Here is a 23714-nt window from a genome sequence, read left to right on the forward strand (position 1 = left end):
TATACGTTTTTCAACAAGATGAAAATGAGCAGTGTGCTCTCTCGCCGGTTCGGCAGCCATCTATAGACCTCTGGGACAACCGTCCGCGAAACGTCAAGCCCGCCTGTTGACGTCTTTTACACATTGTAACACAGGCTTGTGCGGCTTTCGACAGCATACACTCATTTTTCTCTGCCCGCATCCCCGATTATTTTTTGCAGATTGCCGTTCAATTATTTATTTTTTTATGGATTCAATCGGCGTTTTTTTGAGAAACGCCTCAACGGTTTGAAAGAGGACAGCGGAGTTTTCTTCAAGGCAGACATGGTGCTTGGATTCCGGCAAGAGGCACAGCTCTTTCTCTTCGGAAGGTATGGTTTCATAAAGATAATACGCGCTTGACAGCGGCACGATTGAATCGCATTCCCCCTGAACAATGAGCACAGGGATGCGGAGGTTTTTCAAAGCAGGCTTTGTCATCTTAACGAGCTTGCGAAACTGAAATGCTGAAGACACCGGGGTGCTTGTCAGCTTTTGTTTGTACCTTTTGTAAAGCAGATTATCCTCAAGCTTGCCTTGCAAAGAATCTTTGATCACATTCTTCAAATCCTGGATCAGCTGTCCCGGGCTGATGTACTGGGCAGCCGCGCTCAACAGGACAAGGCGGTTGACCGGATATTTTCCGGCTAAATAGGCGGCAATCATCCCGCCCATTGAAAATCCGATTAAAAATACCGTATCACACGTTTTCAACAAACGGACAAGCTCCACTTCTGCGCAAGCGATCCATTCCTGAAAACAGACGCCTTTTAAAACCGGCATCTCCCCGTGCCCGGGCAGCGTGATCATTTCGACTCGCCAATCGGCCGTTTGTTTTAAATGAGAAGCCAGCGGTTCCAATTCATACGGTGCTCCGGTAAATCCGTGAATGCATAAACATCCTATCATGACCATTCACCCGTTTTCTTTTACTGATGATCACATAAAAAACGACTTTATGATTCAATGTTCCCTTACAAATCTTTTATAACATCCTCAAGACGCATGCCTCTGGACGCTTTGACAAGGATCAGATCCCCTGTATTCGCTTTTTCTTTCAATGTCTTTTTCAAACCGTCTTTGTTTTCCGGGTTGAAATGAAGGACGCGGTGTTCGGGAAAATGTTTAAGCGCCCCTTTTGCAATATATGCACCGAGATCCCCGTACGTAAATAAAAAGTCGATTGAGTCCGGATTGACTGCCTGCCCGATGTCTTCATGAAACGCTTTCTCTCCTTCGCCGAGCTCCAGCATATCGCCGAGAACGAGCATTTTCTTGCCGTATCCCTTCATCTGGTCGACAAGCTCGATCGCCGCTTTCATGGATGTCGGACTTGCATTATAGGCGTCATTAATGATCGCAACGCCGGCCCGTGTCTTTACAAGCTCAAGCCGCATACCGGTCACTTTCAGTTTCGTCAGCCCTTCTGCAATATGAGTCCTGCTGACATTCAGAAGGTCTCCGGCCGCAATCGCAGCTAAAGCGTTTTTCACATTATGCTTTCCGAGCACCGGGATGAAGAACCGGTTTTCGATCCCTCTGACGCGGAATGCCGTGCCCTCTTCCGTCTGCGTCATATCCTCAAGCTGATAGTCGAAAGCCGGATCCTCTCCAAACGTCTTTGTCTCGTAAGGCGGCTGGTTCAGCCTTTCAGCGAGCAGCGGTTCATCTCCGATATAAATGAGTGTGCCCTCTTTTGAAAGCCCATTGACAATTTCGAGCTTTGCCTCTGCAATTCCTTCTCTTGATCCGAGTTCAAGGAGGTGCGATTCGCCGATGTTTGTGATGACGGCGATATCAGGACGCGCCAGACGTGTCAGAAAATCAATTTCCCCTTTGGCGCTCATCCCCATCTCCAAAATGGCGATTTCCGTATCTTCCGGCATCGCCAGAATCGTCAGGGGCAGGCCGATGTGGTTATTATAGTTTCCTTCTGTCTTATGCACTTTATACTCGGTGCCCAACACAGCATGAATCATGTCTTTTGTCGTCGTTTTCCCATTTGAACCGGTCACGCCGACGATTTTCACGTCCAGCTGATGCCTGTATGCCTTCGCAAGCTTCTGCAGCGCTTCCAGCGTATCGTCAACTAAAATGACCGGCTTCCCTTCCGGAGGATTCGGTTCGCTCCGGTTCCACAGCACGGCTGCGACGCCTTCCTGAAAAGCCTGCTCTGCAAAAACGTGACCATTGAACCGCTCGCCTGCAAGCGGAATAAACAGTTGGTCTTTCGCCAGTTTTCTCGAATCGGTTGAAACGCCTTTGACGAGACGCCCTTCAAAAGCTTCATTCGTCAAAACGCCTTCCGACATTTCAGCAATTTCTTTTACCGTTCTCGTTATCATGTATGTCCCTCTCTTTCTCCAGCAAGGAAAAGAGACACTACCACAAATAAGGATAGTGTCTGCAGCTGTATATAAGGGCGAACCGCTTTCCCCCGGATTCGGTCCGCTCCGTCCCGTTAAAATGTATGTTTGATCTGCTGTTTTTCTTCGTGCCGATCGATTGCCAAAGCGACAAGTTTTTCAATCAGTTCAGCATACTCAACCCCTGATTGCTTCCAGAGAAGCGGGAACATGCTGAACGGTGTGAATCCCGGCATCGTATTGACTTCATTGATCAGGACCCTGCCTTCGTTTGTAAGGAAAAAGTCCGCTCTCACAAGGCCTGAGCCGTCAATCGCCTGAAACGCTTTGACCGCCATGCTGCGCATTGTTTCGTATTCGTCCTCTGTCAGGGAAGCCGGAATAATCAAATCAGTGTCGCCGTCTTCATATTTTGCTTTATAGTCATAAAAATCTTTCTTCGGAGCAATTTCCCCCGCGACTGAGCAGACAGGTTCATCATTCCCCAGAACGCCGAGTTCTATTTCGCGTCCGATGACGCCCTCTTCAACGACAATTTTCCGGTCATATTGAAATGCAAGCTCAAAGGCTTGGTCAAGCTCTTCACGGTTTCTGCATTTGCTGATCCCGACGCTTGATCCAAGGTTAGCCGGTTTTACGAAGCACGGATAACCAAGCTCAGCTTCCACTTGATCATAGCTTTCTTCTTTGGAGTGACTCCATGTTTTTTTCACAAATGAAACGTATTTCGCCTGGTCAAGCCCTGCCTGTGCAAATAGATGCTTCATGACCACTTTATCCATGCCCGCAGAGGAAGCTAAGACTCCGTTGCCCACATATGGCACATTCAATAGTTCAAGCATGCCTTGAATGGTGCCGTCTTCCCCATTCGGTCCGTGCAAAAGCGGGAAAACAACATCAATCGAGTCTTCTTTTACATCAGCTTCGCCCGGAAACATATCGCGGTTCAGCAATGCCGGAGAAAATGTCTGGCCCGTCTGTTCAAACTGAAGCATTTTCACATTTGAAACCGGTTCTGTCAGTTGCGGCCCTCTCACCCACTCGCCTTTTTCTGTTATATAAATCGGGTGTATATCAAATTTTTCAGTATCTAATGCTTTCGTGACGGCCAGCGCGGTTTGCAGAGAAACGTTATGCTCCGCTGATTTTCCGCCGTATACCAATCCTAATCTTGTCTTCAATTCGTACTCCCCCCACTGGATTCATCTTTACTATCTTATCACTTTCCCGGGAAAATGATCTAATTATTTTAATACGGTCTAAAAACAGCATATAAAAAGCATTTGTATGTAAATCCTTTTCATTTTATATTAAAATGGCATTGAAAAGGAGAGGTTGCAATTGAAAAAAATCACAACAGAAGCACAATTTAATGAACTGATCCAATCCGATAAAGAAATCATCGTCAAATTTTATGCTGACTGGTGCCCGGACTGTACACGCATGAACATGTTCATTGGAGACATTCTTGAGGCTTATCAGGAAAATGACTGGTATGAGCTGAATAAAGACGATCTTCCTGAACTTGCCGATAAGTATCAGGTCATGGGCATTCCAAGCCTGTTGATTTTCAAAAACGGCGAAAAAACGGGTCACCTTCACAGTGCAAATGCCAAAACACCTGAAGAAGTGAACGAGTTCCTGGCTGAACATATTAGCTAATTCGTTTAAAGTTCTGATTTTTTGTCTGAACCGCAGGACATGGGAACGCCCATGTCCTTTTTATACAAGACGGGACAGCAGCAATATTTGTTTCATAAAAGTGAGCTTTCATTAATAATTCGACACGAGTATTTCCCGGGAAACGAAAATGTCGAAATTTCGCAAAAAGTTCTTGATTCGTTTTTTATATTCAGGTAGAATGTTTTTTGTTCCTATTTTGCAATTATTTTTTCTAGTTGTGAAGCCCTTGTCGGCTTCTTTTTTTATATACGTTTTTGGATAATAATTCATATTTTTCAATTTATTTCAATATTATTTTAAGGATGTCTCTTTACATTTGGTGATACTATTTAGTATAATATCCTTTATTGATAATGATTATCAATATCACTAATGGTTGACGAGGTGATCACATGGCCCCTCAATTAAAGAAAGCGGTGGAAATGAGAAAGAAACAACTCATTCAGCGGCTTATCCAGCTTGGCATATATAAAAAAGAAGAGCGCCACCTTTACGAATTGTCTTTAAGCGAACTCGAAAGCGAATACCAATCCAACAAGAAAGGCGGATAATCATGTCAAAACGGAAGATTAAAACCTTTCATCAGCTTGTCGAAGAATATAAGAAAGAAATCGCCAAGAACCCGAAAGAAATGGAAGTCATTTATGACAAGATCGACCGCAGACACGAGAACCGCCTTTTGGCAATGTCTAAAGCAAAACAAACTTAAAAAAGAAGCCGCTCATTTTGAACGGCTTCTTTTTTACTATTCACTGAATGCAATGCCAGCAAGCTTGGCGATTGTCGCATCATCCATCGGCGGGTTGTGGAGGCCCGCCCGGACATCGCGGTAGAATCTTTGGAGCGGGTTCGTTCTTGCGAGACTTTTCGCTCCGACGACTCTCATCGCCTTGTCTACGACAGCAATGGCCGTATTCGTTACCGTGTGCTTAACCGCTCCAAGCTCACCTGTCAAAAGGGCGCGGCGCTCCGGATCATCATAAAGCTCTGCAACATGATACATAAAGTGGCGGGCTTTCATGAGTTCCAGATCGATTTCGCCGATATGGCGCTGAACAGCGGGCACCTCTTTGATCGGACCTTTCAAGCTGTTCGGCTGATAGTCTTTTGCAAATTGGACAGCATAGTCTCTCGCTGCTTGTGCGATCCCTAAATAGACAGCCGGTATATGAAGCAGCCAGCCGTTGATTTTATCGGTTCTTTTACCAGCCAACAGTTCAACAAGCATGGATTCGTCCAGACGGACATCGGTCAGCACCAAATCGTGGCTTCCCGTGCCCCTCATCGCCGCCATATCCCACGTTTCTTCTATTGCCAAGCCTTCCGCATCTTTATGGATCAAGAAAACGCCGATCATTTGCTTCTCTTCAATCCAAGCGGTGACAAGAAAATAGTCGAGAACCGGAGACATCGTTGTGAATGTTTTACGGCCGTTTACAATCCAGCCGCCGTTCTTTTTGACTGCATGGGTTCCGGGGCGTCCTCCTCTTGTCGGGCTGCCTGTCTGCGCTTCACTTGCAGCTCTGTTGATCAGCGCGCCCTTTAATGCTTCATGGGAAAGCGATGAAAACACATCCCGGTCCCAGCTGTTTCCCTCCGCCAGTTCCCCCATCACGCTTAAGTGCCAGCCGATGCTGAGAGCCGTCGGTCCGTCTCCTTTGGCAAGCCGTTCCTGAAACAAAAGCATATCGTAGAGCGAAATGCCTTCTCCTCCGTAATCTTTTCCGACCGTCAGCGCTGTGTAGCCTGAATCCCGCAGCTTTTGAATATGTTCTGCGGGAAATTGTGCATGTTCGTCATAGTACGCTGCTGTTTTCTCAAATTCATCCGCCAATTTTCCGATTTTATCGAGCCATTCCTGCTGCCTTTCCGTTTTCACAAATATTGAACACACGCCGGCATCCTCCTGACCAAATTCCGATAGATTTAATAAGTATTATAGTTCGTTCTCGGCTCGTTGTGCAAATGATAGCCTTGGCAAAACAAAAAAGCCCACCTTCAGCGAGGTGCGCTTTTGACTAAACGGCTTGACCGCCGCGGCGGTCAACCTTCATACCGAGATAAATCAGCATGTAGGTTAAGTAGCCCATCGTGATCGTGAGGCCGCCGAAGAAGAAATCGGAAAAAAGCGGTTCTTCATATGCGGCGATTCCGGCCAGCACGATCCAGCTTCCATAAAGGTATGCCATAAAGAGGCGGACGCCGTTTTTCAATTTATATAACAGAAACAAACCTGCAAGCGAAAATAGTCCGAGCGCAAGTCTAAAATATACGAGATGATCAAAGTTAAAGGCAAAAGAAACAAATGAAAATGACAGCAGCAATACAATCGGCAACGCCGTAATAAACTTTTTCATAGATGTCTCATCCCCCATTCCCTTCCTAAAATTATAATTGAGAATAGGAGATTCACACGGTAATTACGACATATTTCACAAAAATGTCATTCCTTTTGTCACACTTTGGACAATTATTTATACCTTCATATCGCGTTTGCAAAAGCCCCACCATGCCGTTCCGAGAAAAAACACGAGATGGATAAAGACGATGAAGAGCGAGAATAAAGGCGTCATCCCGGCAAAAAGCGGCTTTGCCTCTCCGGCGTACTGCGTTAAATCGGTATTGGCGAACAATAAAAACTTGCCGAGCGGCTTTTCCAAATACGCCATAATCGTCACAAGCATTTTGGCGCCGTACAGCACGACAATCGACACCATGATGCTGAGCGCGCTGCTTTTGAATAATGCCGAGCATAAAAACGCAAATGAAACCATCATCCATACTTCAAACCACTGCGTCCCGATCATTTTCACCGTATTGATAAAGAGCGGCTCCGCTTTTTCGTCGAGCTTCACGCCGAAAAAGAGCAGGCCGAACAATATAGAAAATCCGTAGTAAATAATAAAAAGCCAAATGCTTGCGAGCACGCTCGTCACGTATTTAGAAACGAGAATCTTTTCTCTTCTGATAGGGCGGATCAGCAAAAACTTGATCGTCTTTTTATCATATTCAAAGGATATAATTGAAGCCGCCACCACAATCGAAAGCCCCTGCAAGAGGATATTCAGGTTTGGGGTGAATGAAAAATAGCCGATAAAATGATCCTCTGCCCCGGCGCCCATCAGGATTCTTTTGGTGATGAGCGCGAGGAGAAATTGAAAGACTACAATCAGCGCCAGCGATACAAATGTTACTTTGCGCTTCAGCAATTTAACATGCTCGTTTTGAATCAGTTTAAACATCAGCATTCCTCTCTTCTATTCCATTCGTCCGCGCCATATATTCATCCTCAAGAGACTGCTTAAACGGAGCGATCGAATAGACGTCAATATCATTGGCGACAAGCTGTTGATTTAAAGCCGGAATTTGCGCTTTCTCCACCTTTACGGCAAGCAGGCCTTTTTCGGTGCGAGCTTCGTATCCTTGGTCTTTCAGCCACTGAAGCGCTTTGTCATGAGGCTGTACCTCCAGCATCGCCTTTTCCTGTTTCTCGTCCGCTTGATTAAGGACGACAGTTGATTTGATTTTCCCTTTTTGAAGGATGACGACCCGGTCGCATAAATCTTCCACTTCCTTCAGCAAGTGAGTCGCAAACAGGATCGCCGTTCCTTCTTCTTCGGCGAGTTCACGCAAGTGTTCGCGGAAATCTTTCATTCCCGCCGGGTCCAATCCGTTCGTCGGCTCGTCCAAAATCAGCAGTTTTGGCCGGTGAAGAATCGCCTGGGCAATACCGAGGCGCTGTTTCATTCCAAGCGAGTATGTTTTGACCTTGTCTTCTGCGGCATCTTCAAGGCCGACTCTGCTGATGACTTCCTCCAGTCTTTCCCGTCCGATTCCAGCGTGCATATTTGCATAGTGCTTCAGATTTTCATAGCCTGTCAGATACGGATAGAATTCAGGATTTTCTACAATGGCTCCGACGGACTGGATCGCTTTTTCAAATTGGCGGTCAATCGGAAAGCCGTTTATGACAATTGATCCGCTCTTCATTTTGATTAAACCGGTGATCAATTTGATGAGGGTCGTTTTTCCTGATCCGTTCGGACCAAGCAGACCGATGATCTCCCCTTCATCCGCCGTTAAGCGGATATCTTTCAATATCGTTTTGCCGTCTATGATTTTATCAACATTTTCTATATGTAAAACAGGCTGCTTTGTCATAGCCCCCTCCTCTTTCCAAAAAAATAAACAGTGCCGAAAAGGCACTGTTTGATTATATCATTTCTTAAGTTACACGGACACTTCACTATGAGGGGCTTCGATTTTGCCGTGTTTCTTTTCCGTCTCGGTGACGATGACCGCACATGCTGCATCGCCTGTTGTATTGACAGCCGTACGAATCATGTCCAGAAGTCGGTCAATTCCCAATATTAGCGCAATTCCCTCAACTGGAAGGCCAACTGTTTGAAGAACCATGGCGAGCATAATGAGTCCGACACCCGGAACACCCGCTGTTCCGATGCTGGCAAGCACTGCCGTGAGAACAACCATCAACAGCTGTGTGAGCGACAGGTCATTGCCGTACACCTGAGCGATAAAGACTGTTGCCACCCCTTGCATGATCGCCGTTCCGTCCATGTTGATCGTAGCTCCGAGCGGCTGGACAAAGCTTGAGATCGGCTCTGGAACTTTCAGCTTTCTTTGAGCGACATCCATCGAAACCGGAAGCGTCGCGTTGCTGCTGGACGTACTGAAGGCAACAAGCATAACCTCTGAAAAATCTTTAAAGAATGTGAGCGGGTTCCGCTTTGCCAGAAGCGCAATCGCTGCGCCGTATGTGACGATGGTATGAATGAACAGCGCCAGAATAACGACGATCATATAAAGCCCCATTGCTTTAATGGCGTCCCAGCCCTGGCTTCCGATTGCCCCGGCAATCAAGCCGAACGTACCGTACGGCGCGAACTTCATGACAAGATTGACCAGGTACATCATCAGATCGTTACCCTGTTCAACCACTTTGAGAAGAGCGTCCGCTTTTTTGCCCAGCATCGTAATTCCGAGACCGACCAAAATGGAGAAAGCAATGATTTGCAGCATATTTCCTTCAGCCATTGCCTGAACCGGGTTTGTCGGAATGATATTCAAAAGCGTGTCAGAAATGCTTGGCGCTTTCTGGGCTGAATATTCCGCAGCGCTTGTATCATATGTTCCGATCGTTCCAGGTTTGATGACCAACGCTAAAACAAGTCCGATAATAATGGCAATTGCAGTAGTTATTAAAAAGAAAGAAATCGTTTTGGCACCGATTCTGCCCAGTTTCTTTGGATCTCCAAGTCCTGCTACCCCTAAAGTGAGAGAAAAGAAAACAATCGGTACAACGAGCATTTTAATTAAGTTGAGGAAGATCGTGCCGAGCGGCCCGAATAAAAATGTATTAAGCTTGCTAAATAAATCCGGCGAAGTGACGTTCAGTATAATACCGACGGCTGCACCGAGTAATAGAGCGATAATAATTTTTGTTGCTAACTTCATATAACATATCTCCCCTTTCCAAAAAAAGCCCATGAGAGATCTCCCATGGGCTTTTACCATTAAAATTGGTTCCACATGACTCTCTTCACGTTGATGAGGTTAGCTGACGGGTTCGGACGAAGAGATGTCCGTCTTTCAGTTCGCACGGGAACAGAAAAATTCACCCCAAATGATCGGGTCCCCCACTCCTACTAAAGGATTAAACGTGTGGCGCTATTTCGTTATATAACAGTTATACCTGAAAATTCGAAATATGTAAACCAAATTTTCTGATTTACAAATATATGCTATTTTCGGGTGCCCGCTGTTCGGCTTTTCTCTTGACTTGTGACATCAAGGATATCAAGCAGGAAAACAAATATCGGAATACCGATAATTAAACCCCAAATCCCTATGAAATGTTCAGAAAAAATCAGCACGATAAACGTGAAGAAAATCGGCAGCTCCGTCTTGGCGGACATCAGTTTCGGATTGAGGAAATAGGCCTCTATCGCATGGACGATCATGATGACCAATACCAGTGATACGATATAAGCGATTCCGCCGATACTGTAGGCGATAATGCTTAACGGAATAAGGGAGAGCACAACGCCTGCGACCGGAACCAGCCCGAGGAAAAACACCATGACAGCAAGGCCGAATAGCTGAGGAAAACCCATAATCGCGAGGGCAATGGTCGTCAATGCGCAATTGATGGAGGCGATAATAAACTGAGCCTCAAGCACCTTTCCGAACGTTCTCGTGAATTTTTTACCAAAGTAAGCAATTTCCTCGTAGAAAATGGCTATTTTGCTCGTCTTAAATTTATCCATTAAGCTCAAGACCTTGTCTTTTTCGATCAATAAGAACATGCTGAGAACCAATGACATAACCACCTGCAGGCCAAACGCGCTAATATCTGTGATATATGTATAGATAAAGTTAAGACCTTTTTCCAAATAGGATGTCAAATTGATATCGCCGAACATACCGGTGATCATATCGAGAAAAGGAATGCTGTCAGGGTGAGAAGCAATATACTTTCCTTGTTTGATCAGCTGCTGAATCTGGGTGACGATCACGGGGTAATAGACCACACCGCCGATCGAAAGCGCGATGGCAAGAGCCGCATACAAACAGGAAATAATCAGTCTCTGGCTGACTTTAATAAAGCGGTTTAAAAAACCGCGGATCACATTTTCCAGACGGTTCATCAAAAACGTAAAGATAAATGTGAGCAATATGAGATTCATCATGCTGCGGAACAGATATAAAACTCCCGCCAATACAACAAAAACTGAAAAACGCCTGACCCCAGGATGCTGAAAAAATTTAATCAACGCTGCCATTCGGTACACTCCCACCAGTACTTTAGTCCTTAACTTTTAGCATTCAAACTTTTATAATTACAATTTGATGCATCATCTGTAAATTATATAACAAAACAGACCGGAAATCTCTTCAGAAGATCAATAATTAATAATATTTTAATATGAGCGCTCGTGCGGCAGCGGCAGGCATCTTCCAAAAAAAGAGAGGGGCTGATGTTCAGCCCCTCCAGATTATTGACAAAATCCTAAAACGATTTTTAGTTTTAGGATTTTGTCATCCTTTCAGCGTGACCCTCAACCCTTGCAGTCTAGGAAGGCCGAGCATTGGGGCGGAGCGAATGTTGCAATTCGTGAGCACCGACGCAGGCCTGACAACGAATGCGAGGGTTTGTCGACACGCTGAGAGGGACTGTTTGTCAGCCCCTCTCTTCACCGTACATTAACCGCTTCTTCTTTGGCGTCCGCCTTTTTCACCGTTTTCTTGATAGAACTCCTTGTCATGGTTTCGGCTTGTGGCTTCTCCGCCTTTTTGACCGATCTCCTTGTAGAATTCTTTGTCATGGTTTTTGCTTGTGGCTTCTCCGCCCTTTTCACCGATTTCCTGGTAGAATTCTTTATCATGGTTTCGGCTTGTGGCTTCTCCGCCCTTTTCACCGATTTCCTGGTAGAATTCTTTGTCATGATTACGGCTTGTGGCTTCCCCGCCTTTTTCGCCGATTTCCTGGTAGAATTCTTTGTCATGATTTTTGCTTGTGGCTTCTCCGCCTTTTTGACCGATCTCTTGGTAGAATTCTTTATCATGGTTTTGGCTTGTTTTTTCTCCGCCTTTTCTGCCTGCTTCTTCCCTGCTCATTTTGTTGTTGTCATTATTGTTTGCCATTTTCGATTCCTCCTTTTGAAGTGTTATGGTTTTTACATTCCACATTTCAAAAAGAGTAAACACAAATAGCACATTCACGAAAGAGTCCGGGAATCATGCAATCATCCGCTGCCTTTTACCGTCCATTCCGGTACCGGAGCCGGCGTATTATTCTGCAGCGTCTTAGATATCTCGGCAGGCTCTTCAAACAGGGTAATGTTGATGGATTCGAACGTACCTTTCTGATTCGTTCTTTCATATATTGCATCATGATGATCGGCCATAAAGTTCAAATAATCGCGCTTTGATTTCCAAAGCACGAGGACAAGGGCTTCCGGCCCGTTTTCTGTTTCCATCCATCCGCCCCACTGTCTGATGAATCCGCTGACGTTTTGCAGCGGAGCCCATTTGGCCTGCGCCTCGCTGAATGCATGAAGCTGTTGTCCGGCTGGTTTGCACCGTATCAGCTTCAGCACATTCCCTTCCGCGAACGGGACGGTTTCCGCATTAGTTTTTTCTATACAAAGGTTAACCGACCTTACATCAGCGCGCGTCCGGTGAATGACGCCTTTCGGAATCAGCAGGGAATCGTTCGCTTTCAGGACTTCTGCGGGACGGTCCTGAAAGTCGATCAACAGCTCTCCTTCCAAAACAATAAACAGCTCATCTGAGCCGGGATGGAAATGCCATACGTATTCGCCCTCCAAAACAGCAATTCGCATACAATGGTCGTTCACTTCCGAAACGGAAAAATTGGCGTGCTTTTCTGTGACTTCCTTTGTCAATTCAAGAAGACTCGTTTTGCGATCCATCAGCTTCACTCCTCTTTCATTTGATTTTCTCCCGAACTTATTTTACCATTTGACTTTTGAGCGTTCGCCTTTTAAAGTGTTGGATATTGGTGAAAAAACGGTTTGAACCTATAGAAGAGGTGTACATCATGCAAAATCAAAACGGAAAAGCTTCAGGGCTTTTGCCGCTGTTTTTATTTGTTTGTTTATTCGTTGGATCAGGCTTGATCACAGGCGATTTTTACAGCCTGCCAATCGTGGCCGCGGCGCTTGCGGCATCGGTTGTCTCACTGGCGATGAACCGTAAGGAGAAGCTCAGCCAAAAGACGGAGTGGTTTGCGAGAGGCGCCGGACACCCCGATATTATGATCATGGTGATGATCTTTATTTTGGCCGGCGCGTTTTCATCAGCCGCAAAGGCGATGGGGGCCGTTGAATCAACCGTTAATCTTGCGCTTTCGTTTGTACCGGGGCAGTTTATGGTTGCCGGTTTATTTATCATCGCTGCGTTTATCTCTGTGTCGATGGGCACGTCAACCGGAACGATTGCTGCGCTCGCTCCGATCGCAGCAGGGATCAGCGCCGAAATCGGCGTTCCGGCGGCCTATTCGGTTGCTGCGGTTGTGGGGGGCGCGATGTTCGGTGATAACTTATCATTTATTTCCGATACGACCATTGCCGCTGTCCGCACACAAAAGACGAAAATGTCGGACAAGTTTAAAACGAATTTCCTGATCGTCCTGCCTGCCGCGGTTGCCACGGTCATCCTGCTGATGGTGTTTTCAGCCGGAGGGCATCCTGCCGCACAAGCCGGGACTTACAGCTGGGTGAAGGTGCTGCCGTATCTCGGTGTTCTGATATTCGCCCTTCTCGGATTTAATGTTATGGCCGTTATTTTCGGCGGCATCGTGTTAGCCGGAGTAATCGGTATTTCCGAAGGCAGCCTGACGCTTCATACGTATTTAACCTCGATCACCGAAGGCATCGGCGGGATGTCCGAACTGATCATTTTATCGCTTCTGATTGGCGGAATGGCGGAAATGATGAAGCGAAACGGCGGGATCGCATTTCTCCTTCAATTTGTATCACGGAGAATCCGTTCAAAAAAAGGAGCGGAAGCGGGCATTGCCGGCCTTGTCAGCGCGGCAAACCTGGCGACGGCCAACAATACGATTGCCATCATTACAGCGGGGCCGCTGGCAAAAGATTTATCCGACCGGTACGGAATCGACAATAGGAAATCGGCGAGCATCCTCGATATCTTTTCCTGTGTGATACAAGGATTGATTCCTTACGGCGCGCAAATGCTGTCAGCTGCACAAATCGCGAAAATATCGCCTGTCAGCATTCTTCCTTATTCTTTTTATCCGATTTTGATCGGCGTCTGCGGCATATGCGCGATTATCTTCAGACTGCCTCGCTTTACGGAAAAAGCGTAACTCTATGAAAAAGGCTGCCGTTATCGAAACGGCAGCCTTTTTATCACTCTGTTTCTGCGGCGTCCAGCTCCGCAAGCCTTTCCATGATCCTCCGCTTTTTATACATCATCATTCCTGTTTCGGCAACGCCGTTCACCATTGAACGGTTTGAGATTGCGCCAAAGAGGATGCCTGCGACGGGCACCATTTGAAACAGCTTTTTCCATCCGAAAGAATCGCGGTATGTATAAACAACCTCCCGCCAGCCTTGAATTTGCGAAATCATATTTTCCCGTGAGCCTGACTGTAGATGGTATCGGCTGAGTTCCTGAATGATCGCCCTTTTCCCGACAATATCAGCGGCGCTGAGCTGCAGGCATTTAATAATGAACATCCGCTCCGTTTTTTCTTTAGGATCGTAGCCGTAAGACACCGCGATGTCCTGTAATGTCTTCAATGAAAGGCCGAGGATGGCGGGAATATCGACGGCAAGCGTGAATAAGCCGCCGACACCTGTTGTCGCTCCTTGGACAGCCGCGGTATTCGCCCTGTTTTTTCCGAGGTTTTCACACATTTGATCCATCACTTCCAAAGGAGCCCTTTGAATATCTTCGACCGTTTCGATCGTTTCATCCGGCAGCTTTTTTTGAAACTGGCGGATCAGATGTTTTTCGGACGTCAAATATTGGCCGCCATTTTGAATAAAGCCGCCGATTTCGTCGAGCAAGAGACCGATTTTATCTTGAATGAATGCCGGTGTAAGCTTGTCCAGAACCTTGAACGGCAGCCGCCCGATCCTTTCCCAAAACCACGCTTTCTGCTGCTCTTTTTCCCATTTTTCAATTTTTTTCAGTTCGTTTTCCAAATCTGTTTTATCGTTGCGCACAGAAGGTTCGCCCTCTCAATCGTGTTTTTTTATAGTATACAATGATTCACTTTATGAATCCGTGTTATTTAATCGGCAGCCGGAGGGTAAACCTTTATGTAAAAGGAGGAATGATCAAATGCCATGGTCAATGGAAGACTATCCCGCTTCATTGAAACATTTGGACAAACCGGTAAAAAAGAAAGCCATTGAAATTGCGAATGCAATGGTAGACGAAGGATACGACGAAAGCCGGGCGATTCCGATCGCGACGAGTCAGGCGAAGGAATGGGCGGATAACAGGAGCAAAAGCGAACTCAAATCCTATGCGGAGGAAGCTGATGAAACGGTACGCGGTGACAGCGGTTCGAGCAGCAGGCCGGAGCTTGCGGAAAAGTGCGAGCATGTCATTAAACACGAAAAAGGCTGGGCAGTCAAAGCCGAAGACGCCAAGCGGGCCAGCGAAGTAAAGGATACAAAAGCAGAAGCCGTCGAACGGGCGAAAGAAATAGCCGAAAACAAAGGCACTGCCGGCATCGTCCATAAAAAAGACGGCAGTGTGGAGCGGAAGATCAGGATGAATTAACGGGGCGCTCCGTTTTTGGAGCGTCTTACTTTTTTCCCCGCCAACTCCAATACAGCATCAGCTGCTTTTTGATAGCCGCCGGCATCGCGGAGCGAGCGGCCGATTTTGGCGGCGCCGTCTTTATAGGAGCGGTTTTCAAGCATATCTTCAATCGTTTTTTGTAAAACAGCCGGAGAAAGTTCATTTTTATCAAGCTTGATCCCGGCCCCTGTCCGTTCCACCTGAGCTGCGACGAAAAACTGGTCAGCACCCATCGGAATGACGATGAGCGGCGTATCAAAATACAGGCCTTCATTTGTACTGTTCATGCCGCCGTGGGTGACAAATACATCGGCTTTTTTCAAAACCTCCAATTGCGGGATATACGGCCTCACGATAAAATGATCCGGTATGGTGCCGAGATCCGCGGGATCCGTTGATTTCCCAACAGCCATAACCACCTTGCCGTCAAAGTCTTTCAACGCTTCGATACACATATGATACAGCTCTTTTTGCTGATTAAAGATCGTGCCCATCGAGATCACGATGACGGTTTCCCCCTCCAGCTCAGCGAACGGGAAGCTGCCTGGATCCTGTCTGCTCGTAATCGACGGCCCGACAAACAAATAGTCATTTCCAAATCGCTCGGCATGAGGCTGAAACTCCCTGGAGGTAAAGACAATCGTAATGTCCCCCGGACAGGAGAATACGTCAAACGGCTTGTCGAGACTGACGGGGTACCGCTCACTTAATTCGCCAAGGGATTGCTTCAATTTTTCAAAATACGGCGAGCTTTCAAGGTCGCCTTGCAGGGTAAACGTTTTTGCGAACGTCTCGTCCATTGCAAATGTCGTACATAACGAAACACTCGGCAGCCCAAGCATTTCAGCAATGATTTTCCCCGCCAAAAAGTGATGGTCATATATCACATAATCATAAGACTCGTCCCTGACTTCCTGGCAGATGAGCTGAACGATCTCATCGACTTTACCTGACATATTGTATACCAACTCGGCAAAGTCCATCTTTTCTCTTTCTTTCCCGGGTGATAAAGCCTCTCTGAAATCCGGGTATAAACGGACTTCCGCCCCTGTTTTTTTAATTTTTTCAGCGTATTCCTCAACTGCATAATAGACGATGCTTTCTCCTCGTCTTTGCAGCTCCTTTGTGACGCCAAGAGAGGGATTGATGTGCCCCTCCCCCGGGAAATTGATCATCAGTACATGTCCCATCACAGCTCTTCCTTTCTCATACGAAAATTTATATAAGGAAATTTACTACAAAAAGACAAATGAAGTAAAGAAATTTAATTAAGTTAATAATACATAAACATAACTATATAACCATTTGTCTGTTTCTGCATATCTTTCCTTTAAATTTTTTTGCCATTCAAATGAGCGTATATTATTAGAGAAAACAGGCTCTTTATTACTTGACAGCCCCAATCAGAAGACGATTTTCCTTTTTTTAAAAGTAAATTAAAACACGGCCGATCGAGGCACAATACATCATAAGAAACAACCTACGGAGGTTTTGCCATGGATACGAAAGCAACCAGGATCGAAAAGGATTTTCTAGGCGAAAAAGAAGTTCCGGCTGACGCCTATTACGGCGTACAAACCATGAGGGCCGTGGAGAACTTTCCGATTACAGGCTACCAGATTGATGAAGAGCTGATTAAAGCTTTGGCAATGGTCAAAAAAGCGGCGGCTCTCGCCAATATGGATATTAAACGTTTATATAAAGAGCTCGGCGAAGTCATTGTAAAAGCGGCCGGCGAAATAGCGGAAGGGCTCTGGCACGATCATTTTATTGTCGACCCCATTCAAGGCGGCGCCGGCACTTCAATGAATATGAATACAAATGAAGTGATCGCAAACAGAGGTTTGGAGCTTTTAGGAAAAGAAAAAGGTGATTACTTCCATTTAAGCCCGAACACGCATGTCAATATGGCCCAATCTACAAATGATGTGTTTCCGACAGCCATTCATCTGGCCACATTGAATCACTTAAGACAGCTCATATCGACGATGGAGCATATGCTGGATGCCTTCCGCAAAAAAGCGGAGGAGTTCGATTCCGTTATTAAAATGGGCCGCACCCATCTTCAGGATGCTGTTCCGATCAGGCTCGGCCAGGAATTCGAAGCCTATTCCCGGGTGATCGAACGCGATATTCAGCGGATCAAGCAGTCGCAGCATCATCTCTATGAAGTCAATATGGGAGCCACCGCAGTCGGCACAGGTTTAAACGCCGATCCGAGATATATTCAAAGCGTTGTCGCACACCTGTCAGATATTAGCGGCTATCAGCTGACCGGCGCAGACCATCTTGTCGATGCCACACAAAACACGGATGCCTACACAGAAGTATCGGCTGCTTTGAAAGTCGGCATGATGAACATGTCCAAGATCGCCAACGATTTACGTTTAATGGCGTCTGGCCCGAGGGCAGGTCTAGCCGAGATCCGGCTGCCGCCCCGCCAGCCCGGCTCCTCTATCATGCCCGGCAAAGTAAATCCGGTGATGCCTGAGCTGATGAACCAGATCGCATTTCAGGTGATCGGCAACGATAATACCATCTGCCTTGCATCAGAGGCGGGTCAGCTTGAGTTAAACGTGATGGAGCCCGTGCTTGTCTTTAATTTGCTGCAGTCGATTAAAATCATGAACAACGGATTTCGCGTATTTACCGATTACTGCATCACCGGGATTGAAGCGAATGAGATCAGGCTGAAGGAATTCGTTGAAAAAAGCGTAGGGACCATTACGGCTGTCAATCCGCACCTTGGCTATGAAGCCGCCGCACGAATTGCGAAAGAAGCGATCGCCACAGGACGATCAGTGCGCGAGCTGTGTTTGCTCCATGATGTTTTAACAGAGGAAGAATTGGATCTCATTCTGGATCCTTATGAAATGACGCATCCGGGCATCGCAGGCGCTTCGCTTCTCGAGGAATAGCCATCCGTCTTTCTCAATATGCTTTCAAGCGTTTATAGACGCCCGAGACGGGCTAAACATTTAATATAAATCAATTGAAAGAGGGTGGAAAGACAATGTTAGGATTTCTCGTTTCTTTAATCGTAGCCATTGTCATCGGATTAATCGGAGGTGCAATCGGAGGCCACGGTGCACCGGGCTCCATGGTCATCGGCTTTATCGGAGCTTGGATCGGCCACGGGCTGTTTGGTACGTGGGGGCCTGATATTGCGGGATTCGCCATCTTTCCGGCGATTATCGGAGCCGCAATTCTCGTCTTCATTTTAAACCTGATCTTCCGCGGAAGAATGGGTTCTCAAGCATAACTTCCAGCCAGCATCGCCCGAAAGCGGTGCTGGTTTTTTTGTTTGGCCGAAACCATTCTCGCATATACTATAGCATCTTATGGTTGACAATTGATCATTGCGGGCATATGATGATGATATAAATTTGCACTAAGGAAACTTTTATGTACAAGGAAAAACAACTGAGAATATAGGTGAATAAAATGGTCAGTCACGATTTGTCCAAACACTCGCAAATATCAAAAGAAGCCCAAGATGCACTGGATGGAAAAAGCAAAGGCTTCAAAAGGCTGCTCCCTTTTTTGGGTCCGGCGTTTATCGCGGCTATAGCCTATATTGATCCAGGCAATTTCGCCACAAATATCGCGGCTGGTTCGAAATACGGCTACTTGCTTTTATGGGTAATCCTTTTTTCAAATATTATGGCTTTGCTGATTCAGTCATTGTCAGCCAAACTGGGAATTGCAACGGGTAAAAACCTGCCCGAAGTCGCCCGGGAAGAATTCCCCAAACCGGTCTCCATCGGCTTGTGGATTCAGGGAGAGCTTGTCGTGATCGCGACGGACTTGGCCGAATTTATCGGAGCTGCTCTCGGGCTCTACTTGCTGTTCGGCATACCGATGCTTGAAGCATCGATTATTGCTGCCGCCGGATCTTTCGCCATTTTGGAACTGCAAAGGCGCGGCGTCAGACCGCTTGAAGCGGCGATAACAGGAATGCTTTTCATCGTCGTGATCGCATTTGCCTTTCAAACGTTTTTTGCAAAACCTGATATCGGATCGGTTTTGGAGGGCATGTTTGTCCCCCGCTTCGATGGTGCTGACAGCATCCTGCTGGCGGCGGGAATCTTGGGAGCGACGGTGATGCCGCATGCCATCTATCTTCATTCCGCTCTCACACAGCGAAGAGTGGTCGGAAAAACGGAAGCGGAAAAGAAAAAGATATTCCGCTTTGAGTTCATCGACATTTTGATCGCCATGCTGATTGCCGGAGCAATCAATGCGAGCATGCTGATCGTAGCCGCTGCACTGTTTTATAAGAACGGCATTTTCGTCGAAGACCTTGATGTGGCCTTCAGCCACTTCAGCAGCATGGTCAGTCCGCTTTCCGCCGTATTGTTCGGCGTCGGCCTGTTAACAGCCGGTTTATCAAGTTCGTCTGTCGGAACGCTTTCAGGAGATATTATCATGCAGGGCTTCATTAATTTCAGGATTCCGCTTTATTTAAGACGGTTCATTACGATTTTGCCGCCGATCGCTATTATTGCTTCAGGGGTGAATCCGACAACCGCTCTTGTCTTGAGCCAGGTCGTCCTGTCATTCGGCATCGCCTTTGCCCTTATCCCGCTTATCTTATTTACGAGCAATAAACGCATTATGGGGAGCCTGAAAAATGCAAAGTGGATAACAGCCGTCTCATGGCTGATCGCTGCCTTAATCGTCGCCCTCAATATTTTCCTGATTTACGATACATTTTCTGGTTAAAAGTCGGCCTCGGTCGGCTTTTTTATATTATACTGAGAAAAAGGGGGATTCTGGATGTTTAAATTAATGGTACGTGATGATCTGTATTTAAAAATGCTCGAACCAAAAGATGCCAGGGCCGTTTATATGCAGATCCAACAGTCTAAAGATGTGTTGCGGAAATGGCTGTTTTGGGTGGACGGCACAAAGCAGCTGGAAGATACCGAAGCTTTTATCGAAGAAAGCATGAAACAGGCCGCTGCAAACAACGGGTTTCAAGCGGGAATATGGCATCAAGGCCAATTTGCCGGAATCATCGGACTCCACTATATCAATTGGATTAACCGTACGACTTCGATCGGCTATTGGCTCGGCGAGCCTTTTCACGGAAAAGGCATCATGACAGATGTCTGCCGGGCGCTGATCGACACGTTGTTCAACGAATACGATTTAAACCGTGTTGAAATCAGAGCCGCTGTTCAAAACGTAAAAAGCCAGGCGATTCCGGAAAGGCTCGGCTTTACGAAAGAAGGCTGCCTCAGGCAATGCGAGTGGCTCCACGATCACTTCGCCGACCATTTCGTATACGGGCTCCTGAAGGAGGAATACCTCGCCCGCAGCAAATAAGTTCGGGATTTGTCACACGCATTTTACACTGCAATCTGGTATGATAGATAAAAAAATATGGAGTTTTGATCATGAAAGTATTTATACTGTTTTACCTATGGATTGTCCCGCTCGTCATCGGGCTGATATTTTTTCGGGTGACCCAGCGGACAAGCTTTAAAAAAAGGTTTTATCCAGGCTATATCATGATCGGTCTTGCTGCGGCTGTATTTGCCGTCTGCTACCTGATCGGACAGCCTTATCTCGGGAATTTCTTCGGCGGCACAATGCTGTTCGGCACCCTGCTGCCGTTCATGGCTGCCGCAATGAAGAAAAAGAAATAACAAATATCAAAAACCCCGGCATGTTTTGGGAAAGCCGGGGTTTTTGATTACTTATTTTCTCTGTTTGCACCAAAACCCGCTGATTCACAAACCGATTTTCAGACGACTGGGCTTTATTTGTTCACTAGATCAACGTCGATCACCTGATAGAAAGCGTTTTCAGTATCAGCTACATCCCAAACGGCCAATATGACATGATACCCGGAGCGGTCTTCTGGAATGTAAATTTGGTGAGATAAATGGCTGGATGCAGGGGAACCATCATGCGGAACGGTTCCAATCCGTTCGAAATCTGCACGCTTTAGCGGTTTGTCAGGATCCCAGCCTTTTTTGGTGATATAGTAGTGCCATTGGCTGGTGTTGTGGGGGGCGGTATATGTCCAGGTAAAGGTGTGTTCCCCGCCGGTCATGATATGTTTAAACCAGCGATTTTCCGACTGTTGATCAAGAATCCCGCCGAACAGTCCGCCCGCGGATGCTATTTGTCCGTCTGCCGGGCCGTCATGCGGAAAACCCTTTTTCGCTTCCAGGCTTTGCGGCTCATACATCACGCTTCCGCAGTTCAGATTGAGAAGTCCGTAAGCCTCACTGCACAGAGCCGCTCTGCTCCCCGGTTTTTCGACAAAACCATGAGCGAAGGCGTGCTGAGGAACGATTGACATCAACAACAATCCGGCTGCTAGTATGAAAGCTGTACTGAAGGTACTTTTCATAAAATAATCCACGTTTCAATCCCCTCTCTTTTTATTGTGTTGAGACGGGTTTTGATGCAAAAAGAAAAAACGCGGACATTCCAATACTATCCATCAAATTTTAACATCTGAACATGATAAAGCCAAGGGACGATCTCCCTTGGCATCATACTAAAAAATCCTTTTCAAACTTTTTTTCAGCGGCGGCAAGTCGAGCTCTTTTTTCTCAACCAGTTTTTTGATCATATATTTGCTGTAGTTTACAGCTTGTGTATAGGATATTTTTCCCGGAAGCGGCGGTTCATCTGCTATTGCCACATCGATAATCGACGGTTTTTGTGATTGAAAGGCATTTTTCAAAGCCGGTATGAGCTCTTCGTGCTTTGTCACGCTGAAGCCCTTCCCGCCGCAGGCCTCGGCAAACTTGGCATAATCGACGTTTTCGAGCGCTGTCGCATAATTAACATGCCCTTTTTCCTGCTGTTCATATTGAATCATTCCCAAGTTCTGATTATTTAAGATCACGACAACAATGGGCAGTTCATATTTGACAGCAGTCGGAAAATCGTGCATGGACATGCTGAAGCCGCCGTCTCCGCACACGGCTACAGCTTGGCGCTCCGGATTGGAAAGCTTTGCCGAAATCGCGCCTGGAAGACCGCATCCCATCGTGCCAAGCCAGCTTGAAATCAGAAAATCTTGATTGGTCATATTAAAATGGCGCGCCGTCCAAACCGTCACATTTCCGACGTCAACGGATAGGACCGCATCATCGGCGACTGCATCCTCAAGCCTTGCAATCACCTGCTGAGGCTTAAGCGGTGCTGTCGCCACCTGTTCGTCTTTTTCAATTTCATAGCGCCACTTCCTCATATGTTGTATACAGCTTTCCAAAAATGCGCGGTTCGATTTCCGTTCAATGGTTTTCGTCAGTTCCAAAAGCCCTTTTTTCGCATCGCAGACAAGGCCGGCGGTGACAGGATACCGTTTGCCGATTTTCGCCGGGTTGTTATCAAGCTGAATAGCCGGCGCATCTTCCGGCAGATAATCGCGGTACGGAAAAGAAGTCCCCAGCATGATCAACAGATCGCTTTCCTCCATCGCTTCATATGCGGGTTTTGTGCCGATGTGTCCGAGGTTCCCGAGCATGTGCGGGTGCCGATCGGGTACGACTCCTTTCCCGGGGAGCGTAACGATGATCGGGGCGGCCGCTTTATCTGCAAACTCGAGCAGCTCATCTCTTGCCGATTTCATTCCTTTTCCCGCTAAAATCACCGGCTTTTTCGCATGATTAATCAATTGTGCACACTGCATCAGCTGGCTTTGCTTCGGTTGAAGATCGCCCTCGATATAAAGCGCAGACGTATAAACCGGCTTCCGCTTAATCTTTTCCGCAAACAGATCATCGGATACGCTCAGTACGGCGACCCCTTTTTGGCTGTATGCGGTACGGATCGCCTGATTTAAAAGGTCAGGCAGGGCTTCGGCCGAATGAACCTGCTGATTAAAGACAGCCACATCCTCAAACATTCGTTCAAGACCGATCTCCTGAAAGTAATCTCTTCCGATTTCATTCGAAGACACCTGCCCTGTAATCGCCAGCACAGGCGCCCCGTCAGCTTTCGCGTCATACAAGCCGTTCAGCAGATGAACGGCGCCCGGGCCCGCTATCGAAAGGCAGACGCCGATTTTGCCTGTCAGCTTCGCATCAGCTGCGGCAGCGAGAGCAGCGGTTTCTTCATGGCGCACTTGAATGAAGCGGAGGCTGCTTTCTTCATGCCGCAATTCATCGATAAATTCGTTGACGCTGTCCCCCGGCATGCCGTAAACATGATCAATATTCCATTCCTTCAGCAGTTCTGCAGCTATTTTTCCTGCGGTTTTGTTTGCCATATCACGTCCTCCTTTTTCTGTCTGGTTACCACCTCCCTTTTCTGTTCAAACGTTCCGCGGCATACTGCAGGCAAAAAAAGCTT

Annotated in this window: 24 protein-coding genes, 2 pseudogenes and 1 riboswitch; of the genes and pseudogenes, 10 read left to right on the plus strand and 16 right to left on the minus strand. The window is 46.8% G+C overall.

What is annotated here, in order from left to right; genetic code table 11:
* Nucleotides 1-216: 216 nt before the first annotated feature.
* The 3 genes from ACVC9U_RS16780 to ACVC9U_RS16790 form a co-directional block, all read right to left on the minus strand.
* Nucleotides 217-927 (minus strand): alpha/beta hydrolase, encoded by a 711-nt coding sequence (locus ACVC9U_RS16780; protein ID WP_256164235.1) that lies wholly within the window; start codon nt 925-927, stop codon nt 217-219.
* A 65-nt stretch (nt 928-992) separates the two neighbouring features.
* A complete protein-coding gene (locus ACVC9U_RS16785) occupies nt 993-2363 on the minus strand; it encodes a UDP-N-acetylmuramoyl-tripeptide--D-alanyl-D-alanine ligase (RefSeq protein ID WP_025810070.1) in 1371 nt (456 codons plus the stop codon).
* Between the two features lie 116 nt (nt 2364-2479).
* The gene (locus ACVC9U_RS16790; protein ID WP_023857873.1) at nt 2480-3565 is read right to left on the minus strand and encodes a D-alanine--D-alanine ligase; all 1086 of its coding nucleotides are present in this window, start codon (nt 3563-3565) and stop codon (nt 2480-2482) included.
* 160 nt (nt 3566-3725) lie between these two features.
* On the opposite strand from ACVC9U_RS16790, the gene ACVC9U_RS16795 reads away from it, so the two are divergent.
* From ACVC9U_RS16795 to fbpB, 3 genes are all read left to right on the plus strand, one after another.
* A complete protein-coding gene (locus ACVC9U_RS16795; RefSeq protein WP_003179104.1) occupies nt 3726-4046 on the plus strand; it encodes a thioredoxin family protein in 321 nt (106 codons plus the stop codon).
* Nucleotides 4047-4459: 413 nt separating this feature from the next.
* On the plus strand, nt 4460-4618 hold the full coding sequence (gene fbpA / locus ACVC9U_RS16800; protein WP_023857875.1) for a Fur-regulated basic protein FbpA: 159 nt from the start codon (nt 4460-4462) through the stop codon (nt 4616-4618).
* A gap of 2 nt (nt 4619-4620) precedes the next feature.
* Nucleotides 4621-4776, plus strand: coding sequence for a Fur-regulated basic protein FbpB (gene fbpB, locus ACVC9U_RS16805; RefSeq protein ID WP_023857876.1), 156 nt, complete (start codon nt 4621-4623; stop codon nt 4774-4776).
* Between the two features lie 36 nt (nt 4777-4812).
* Here fbpB and ACVC9U_RS16810 read toward each other — a convergent pair whose 3' ends face one another.
* The 9 genes and pseudogenes from ACVC9U_RS16810 to ACVC9U_RS16850 form a co-directional block, all read right to left on the minus strand.
* The gene (locus ACVC9U_RS16810; protein WP_003179097.1) at nt 4813-5961 is read right to left on the minus strand and encodes an acyl-CoA dehydrogenase family protein; all 1149 of its coding nucleotides are present in this window, start codon (nt 5959-5961) and stop codon (nt 4813-4815) included.
* A 124-nt stretch (nt 5962-6085) separates the two neighbouring features.
* Complete coding sequence (locus ACVC9U_RS16815) at nt 6086-6424, minus strand: hypothetical protein (protein ID WP_009330142.1); 339 nt, start codon at nt 6422-6424, stop codon at nt 6086-6088.
* Between the two features lie 117 nt (nt 6425-6541).
* Entirely contained in the window at nt 6542-7309 is a 768-nt protein-coding gene (locus ACVC9U_RS16820; protein WP_441391309.1) for an ABC transporter permease, read from the minus strand.
* On the minus strand, nt 7302-8228 hold the full coding sequence (locus ACVC9U_RS16825; protein ID WP_003179091.1) for an ABC transporter ATP-binding protein: 927 nt from the start codon (nt 8226-8228) through the stop codon (nt 7302-7304). The genes ACVC9U_RS16820 and ACVC9U_RS16825 overlap by 8 nt, the downstream gene beginning before the upstream one ends.
* 69 nt (nt 8229-8297) lie before the next feature.
* On the minus strand, nt 8298-9542 hold the full coding sequence (locus tag ACVC9U_RS16830) for a dicarboxylate/amino acid:cation symporter (protein WP_441391310.1): 1245 nt from the start codon (nt 9540-9542) through the stop codon (nt 8298-8300).
* Nucleotides 9543-9616: 74 nt separating this feature from the next.
* Nucleotides 9617-9758, minus strand: a riboswitch (cyclic di-AMP (ydaO/yuaA leader).
* Between the two features lie 71 nt (nt 9759-9829).
* Nucleotides 9830-10870, minus strand: coding sequence for an AI-2E family transporter (locus ACVC9U_RS16835; protein ID WP_023857882.1), 1041 nt, complete (start codon nt 10868-10870; stop codon nt 9830-9832).
* Between the two features lie 421 nt (nt 10871-11291).
* A complete protein-coding gene (gene gsiB / locus ACVC9U_RS16840) occupies nt 11292-11732 on the minus strand; it encodes a glucose starvation-inducible protein GsiB (protein WP_075753956.1) in 441 nt (146 codons plus the stop codon).
* 101 nt (nt 11733-11833) lie between these two features.
* A complete protein-coding gene (locus ACVC9U_RS16845) occupies nt 11834-12187 on the minus strand; it encodes a YdbC family protein (RefSeq protein WP_306419670.1) in 354 nt (117 codons plus the stop codon).
* Nucleotides 12188-12193: 6 nt separating this feature from the next.
* Nucleotides 12194-12523: pseudogene (locus ACVC9U_RS16850) on the minus strand (cupin domain-containing protein); the annotation flags it as partial.
* Between the two features lie 128 nt (nt 12524-12651).
* On the opposite strand from ACVC9U_RS16850, the gene ACVC9U_RS16855 reads away from it, so the two are divergent.
* On the plus strand, nt 12652-13941 hold the full coding sequence (locus tag ACVC9U_RS16855) for a Na+/H+ antiporter NhaC family protein (protein ID WP_441391311.1): 1290 nt from the start codon (nt 12652-12654) through the stop codon (nt 13939-13941).
* Between the two features lie 43 nt (nt 13942-13984).
* On the opposite strand, the gene ACVC9U_RS16860 is transcribed toward ACVC9U_RS16855, so the two are convergent.
* A complete protein-coding gene (locus ACVC9U_RS16860) occupies nt 13985-14806 on the minus strand; it encodes an EcsC family protein (protein ID WP_023857886.1) in 822 nt (273 codons plus the stop codon).
* A 118-nt stretch (nt 14807-14924) separates the two neighbouring features.
* Between ACVC9U_RS16860 and ACVC9U_RS16865 the strand changes: the two genes are divergently transcribed.
* Complete coding sequence (locus tag ACVC9U_RS16865; RefSeq protein ID WP_441391312.1) at nt 14925-15371, plus strand: DUF2188 domain-containing protein; 447 nt, start codon at nt 14925-14927, stop codon at nt 15369-15371.
* Here the strand turns inward: ACVC9U_RS16865 and ACVC9U_RS16870 are convergent.
* Nucleotides 15368-16582 carry a macrolide family glycosyltransferase gene (locus ACVC9U_RS16870; RefSeq protein ID WP_035337170.1) on the minus strand — a complete coding sequence of 405 codons (1215 nt, stop codon included), beginning with the start codon at nt 16580-16582 and terminating at the stop codon, nt 15368-15370. The genes ACVC9U_RS16865 and ACVC9U_RS16870 overlap by 4 nt on opposite strands.
* A gap of 306 nt (nt 16583-16888) precedes the next feature.
* Here ACVC9U_RS16870 and aspA point away from each other — a divergent pair, with 306 nt between their 5' ends.
* From aspA to ACVC9U_RS16895, 5 genes are all read left to right on the plus strand, one after another.
* Nucleotides 16889-18310, plus strand: a complete 1422-nt coding sequence (gene aspA / locus ACVC9U_RS16875) for an aspartate ammonia-lyase (RefSeq protein WP_441391313.1) — start codon at nt 16889-16891, stop codon at nt 18308-18310.
* Between the two features lie 95 nt (nt 18311-18405).
* Nucleotides 18406-18654, plus strand: coding sequence for a GlsB/YeaQ/YmgE family stress response membrane protein (locus ACVC9U_RS16880; protein ID WP_003179074.1), 249 nt, complete (start codon nt 18406-18408; stop codon nt 18652-18654).
* A gap of 182 nt (nt 18655-18836) precedes the next feature.
* Nucleotides 18837-20117 (plus strand): Nramp family divalent metal transporter, encoded by a 1281-nt coding sequence (locus ACVC9U_RS16885; RefSeq protein WP_003179070.1) that lies wholly within the window; start codon nt 18837-18839, stop codon nt 20115-20117.
* Nucleotides 20118-20171: 54 nt separating this feature from the next.
* Nucleotides 20172-20723 carry a GNAT family N-acetyltransferase gene (locus tag ACVC9U_RS16890; protein ID WP_441391314.1) on the plus strand — a complete coding sequence of 184 codons (552 nt, stop codon included), beginning with the start codon at nt 20172-20174 and terminating at the stop codon, nt 20721-20723.
* Between the two features lie 71 nt (nt 20724-20794).
* Nucleotides 20795-21046, plus strand: coding sequence for a hypothetical protein (locus ACVC9U_RS16895; RefSeq protein ID WP_020450232.1), 252 nt, complete (start codon nt 20795-20797; stop codon nt 21044-21046).
* A 119-nt stretch (nt 21047-21165) separates the two neighbouring features.
* Here ACVC9U_RS16895 and ACVC9U_RS16900 read toward each other — a convergent pair.
* A pseudogene (locus ACVC9U_RS16900) lies at nt 21166-21759 on the minus strand (lytic polysaccharide monooxygenase auxiliary activity family 9 protein); the annotation flags it as partial.
* A gap of 150 nt (nt 21760-21909) precedes the next feature.
* Nucleotides 21910-23631 carry a pyruvate oxidase gene (locus tag ACVC9U_RS16905; RefSeq protein WP_145653667.1) on the minus strand — a complete coding sequence of 574 codons (1722 nt, stop codon included), beginning with the start codon at nt 23629-23631 and terminating at the stop codon, nt 21910-21912.
* Nucleotides 23632-23714 lie beyond the last annotated feature (83 nt).

Source organism: Bacillus sp. GM2, assembly GCF_056155945.1.

Excerpts from the sequence above, each read along its gene's own strand:
- ACVC9U_RS16780 (WP_256164235.1), bottom strand. The coding sequence starts at position 927 with ATGATAGGATGTTTATGCATTCACGGATTTACCGGAGCACCGTATGAA.
- ACVC9U_RS16785 (WP_025810070.1), bottom strand. The coding sequence starts at position 2,363 with ATGATAACGAGAACGGTAAAAGAAATTGCTGAAATGTCGGAAGGCGTT.
- fbpA (WP_023857875.1), top strand. The coding sequence starts at position 4,460 with ATGGCCCCTCAATTAAAGAAAGCGGTGGAAATGAGAAAGAAACAACTC.
- fbpB (WP_023857876.1), top strand. The coding sequence starts at position 4,621 with ATGTCAAAACGGAAGATTAAAACCTTTCATCAGCTTGTCGAAGAATAT.
- ACVC9U_RS16815 (WP_009330142.1), bottom strand. The coding sequence starts at position 6,424 with ATGAAAAAGTTTATTACGGCGTTGCCGATTGTATTGCTGCTGTCATTT.
- ACVC9U_RS16820 (WP_441391309.1), bottom strand. The coding sequence starts at position 7,309 with ATGTTTAAACTGATTCAAAACGAGCATGTTAAATTGCTGAAGCGCAAA.
- ACVC9U_RS16825 (WP_003179091.1), bottom strand. The coding sequence starts at position 8,228 with ATGACAAAGCAGCCTGTTTTACATATAGAAAATGTTGATAAAATCATA.
- ACVC9U_RS16830 (WP_441391310.1), bottom strand. The coding sequence starts at position 9,542 with ATGAAGTTAGCAACAAAAATTATTATCGCTCTATTACTCGGTGCAGCC.
- ACVC9U_RS16835 (WP_023857882.1), bottom strand. The coding sequence starts at position 10,870 with ATGGCAGCGTTGATTAAATTTTTTCAGCATCCTGGGGTCAGGCGTTTT.
- gsiB (WP_075753956.1), bottom strand. The coding sequence starts at position 11,732 with ATGGCAAACAATAATGACAACAACAAAATGAGCAGGGAAGAAGCAGGC.
- ACVC9U_RS16855 (WP_441391311.1), top strand. The coding sequence starts at position 12,652 with ATGCAAAATCAAAACGGAAAAGCTTCAGGGCTTTTGCCGCTGTTTTTA.
- ACVC9U_RS16865 (WP_441391312.1), top strand. The coding sequence starts at position 14,925 with ATGCCATGGTCAATGGAAGACTATCCCGCTTCATTGAAACATTTGGAC.
- ACVC9U_RS16870 (WP_035337170.1), bottom strand. The coding sequence starts at position 16,582 with ATGGGACATGTACTGATGATCAATTTCCCGGGGGAGGGGCACATCAAT.
- aspA (WP_441391313.1), top strand. The coding sequence starts at position 16,889 with ATGGATACGAAAGCAACCAGGATCGAAAAGGATTTTCTAGGCGAAAAA.
- ACVC9U_RS16880 (WP_003179074.1), top strand. The coding sequence starts at position 18,406 with ATGTTAGGATTTCTCGTTTCTTTAATCGTAGCCATTGTCATCGGATTA.
- ACVC9U_RS16885 (WP_003179070.1), top strand. The coding sequence starts at position 18,837 with ATGGTCAGTCACGATTTGTCCAAACACTCGCAAATATCAAAAGAAGCC.
- ACVC9U_RS16890 (WP_441391314.1), top strand. The coding sequence starts at position 20,172 with ATGTTTAAATTAATGGTACGTGATGATCTGTATTTAAAAATGCTCGAA.
- ACVC9U_RS16895 (WP_020450232.1), top strand. The coding sequence starts at position 20,795 with ATGAAAGTATTTATACTGTTTTACCTATGGATTGTCCCGCTCGTCATC.
- ACVC9U_RS16905 (WP_145653667.1), bottom strand. The coding sequence starts at position 23,631 with ATGGCAAACAAAACCGCAGGAAAAATAGCTGCAGAACTGCTGAAGGAA.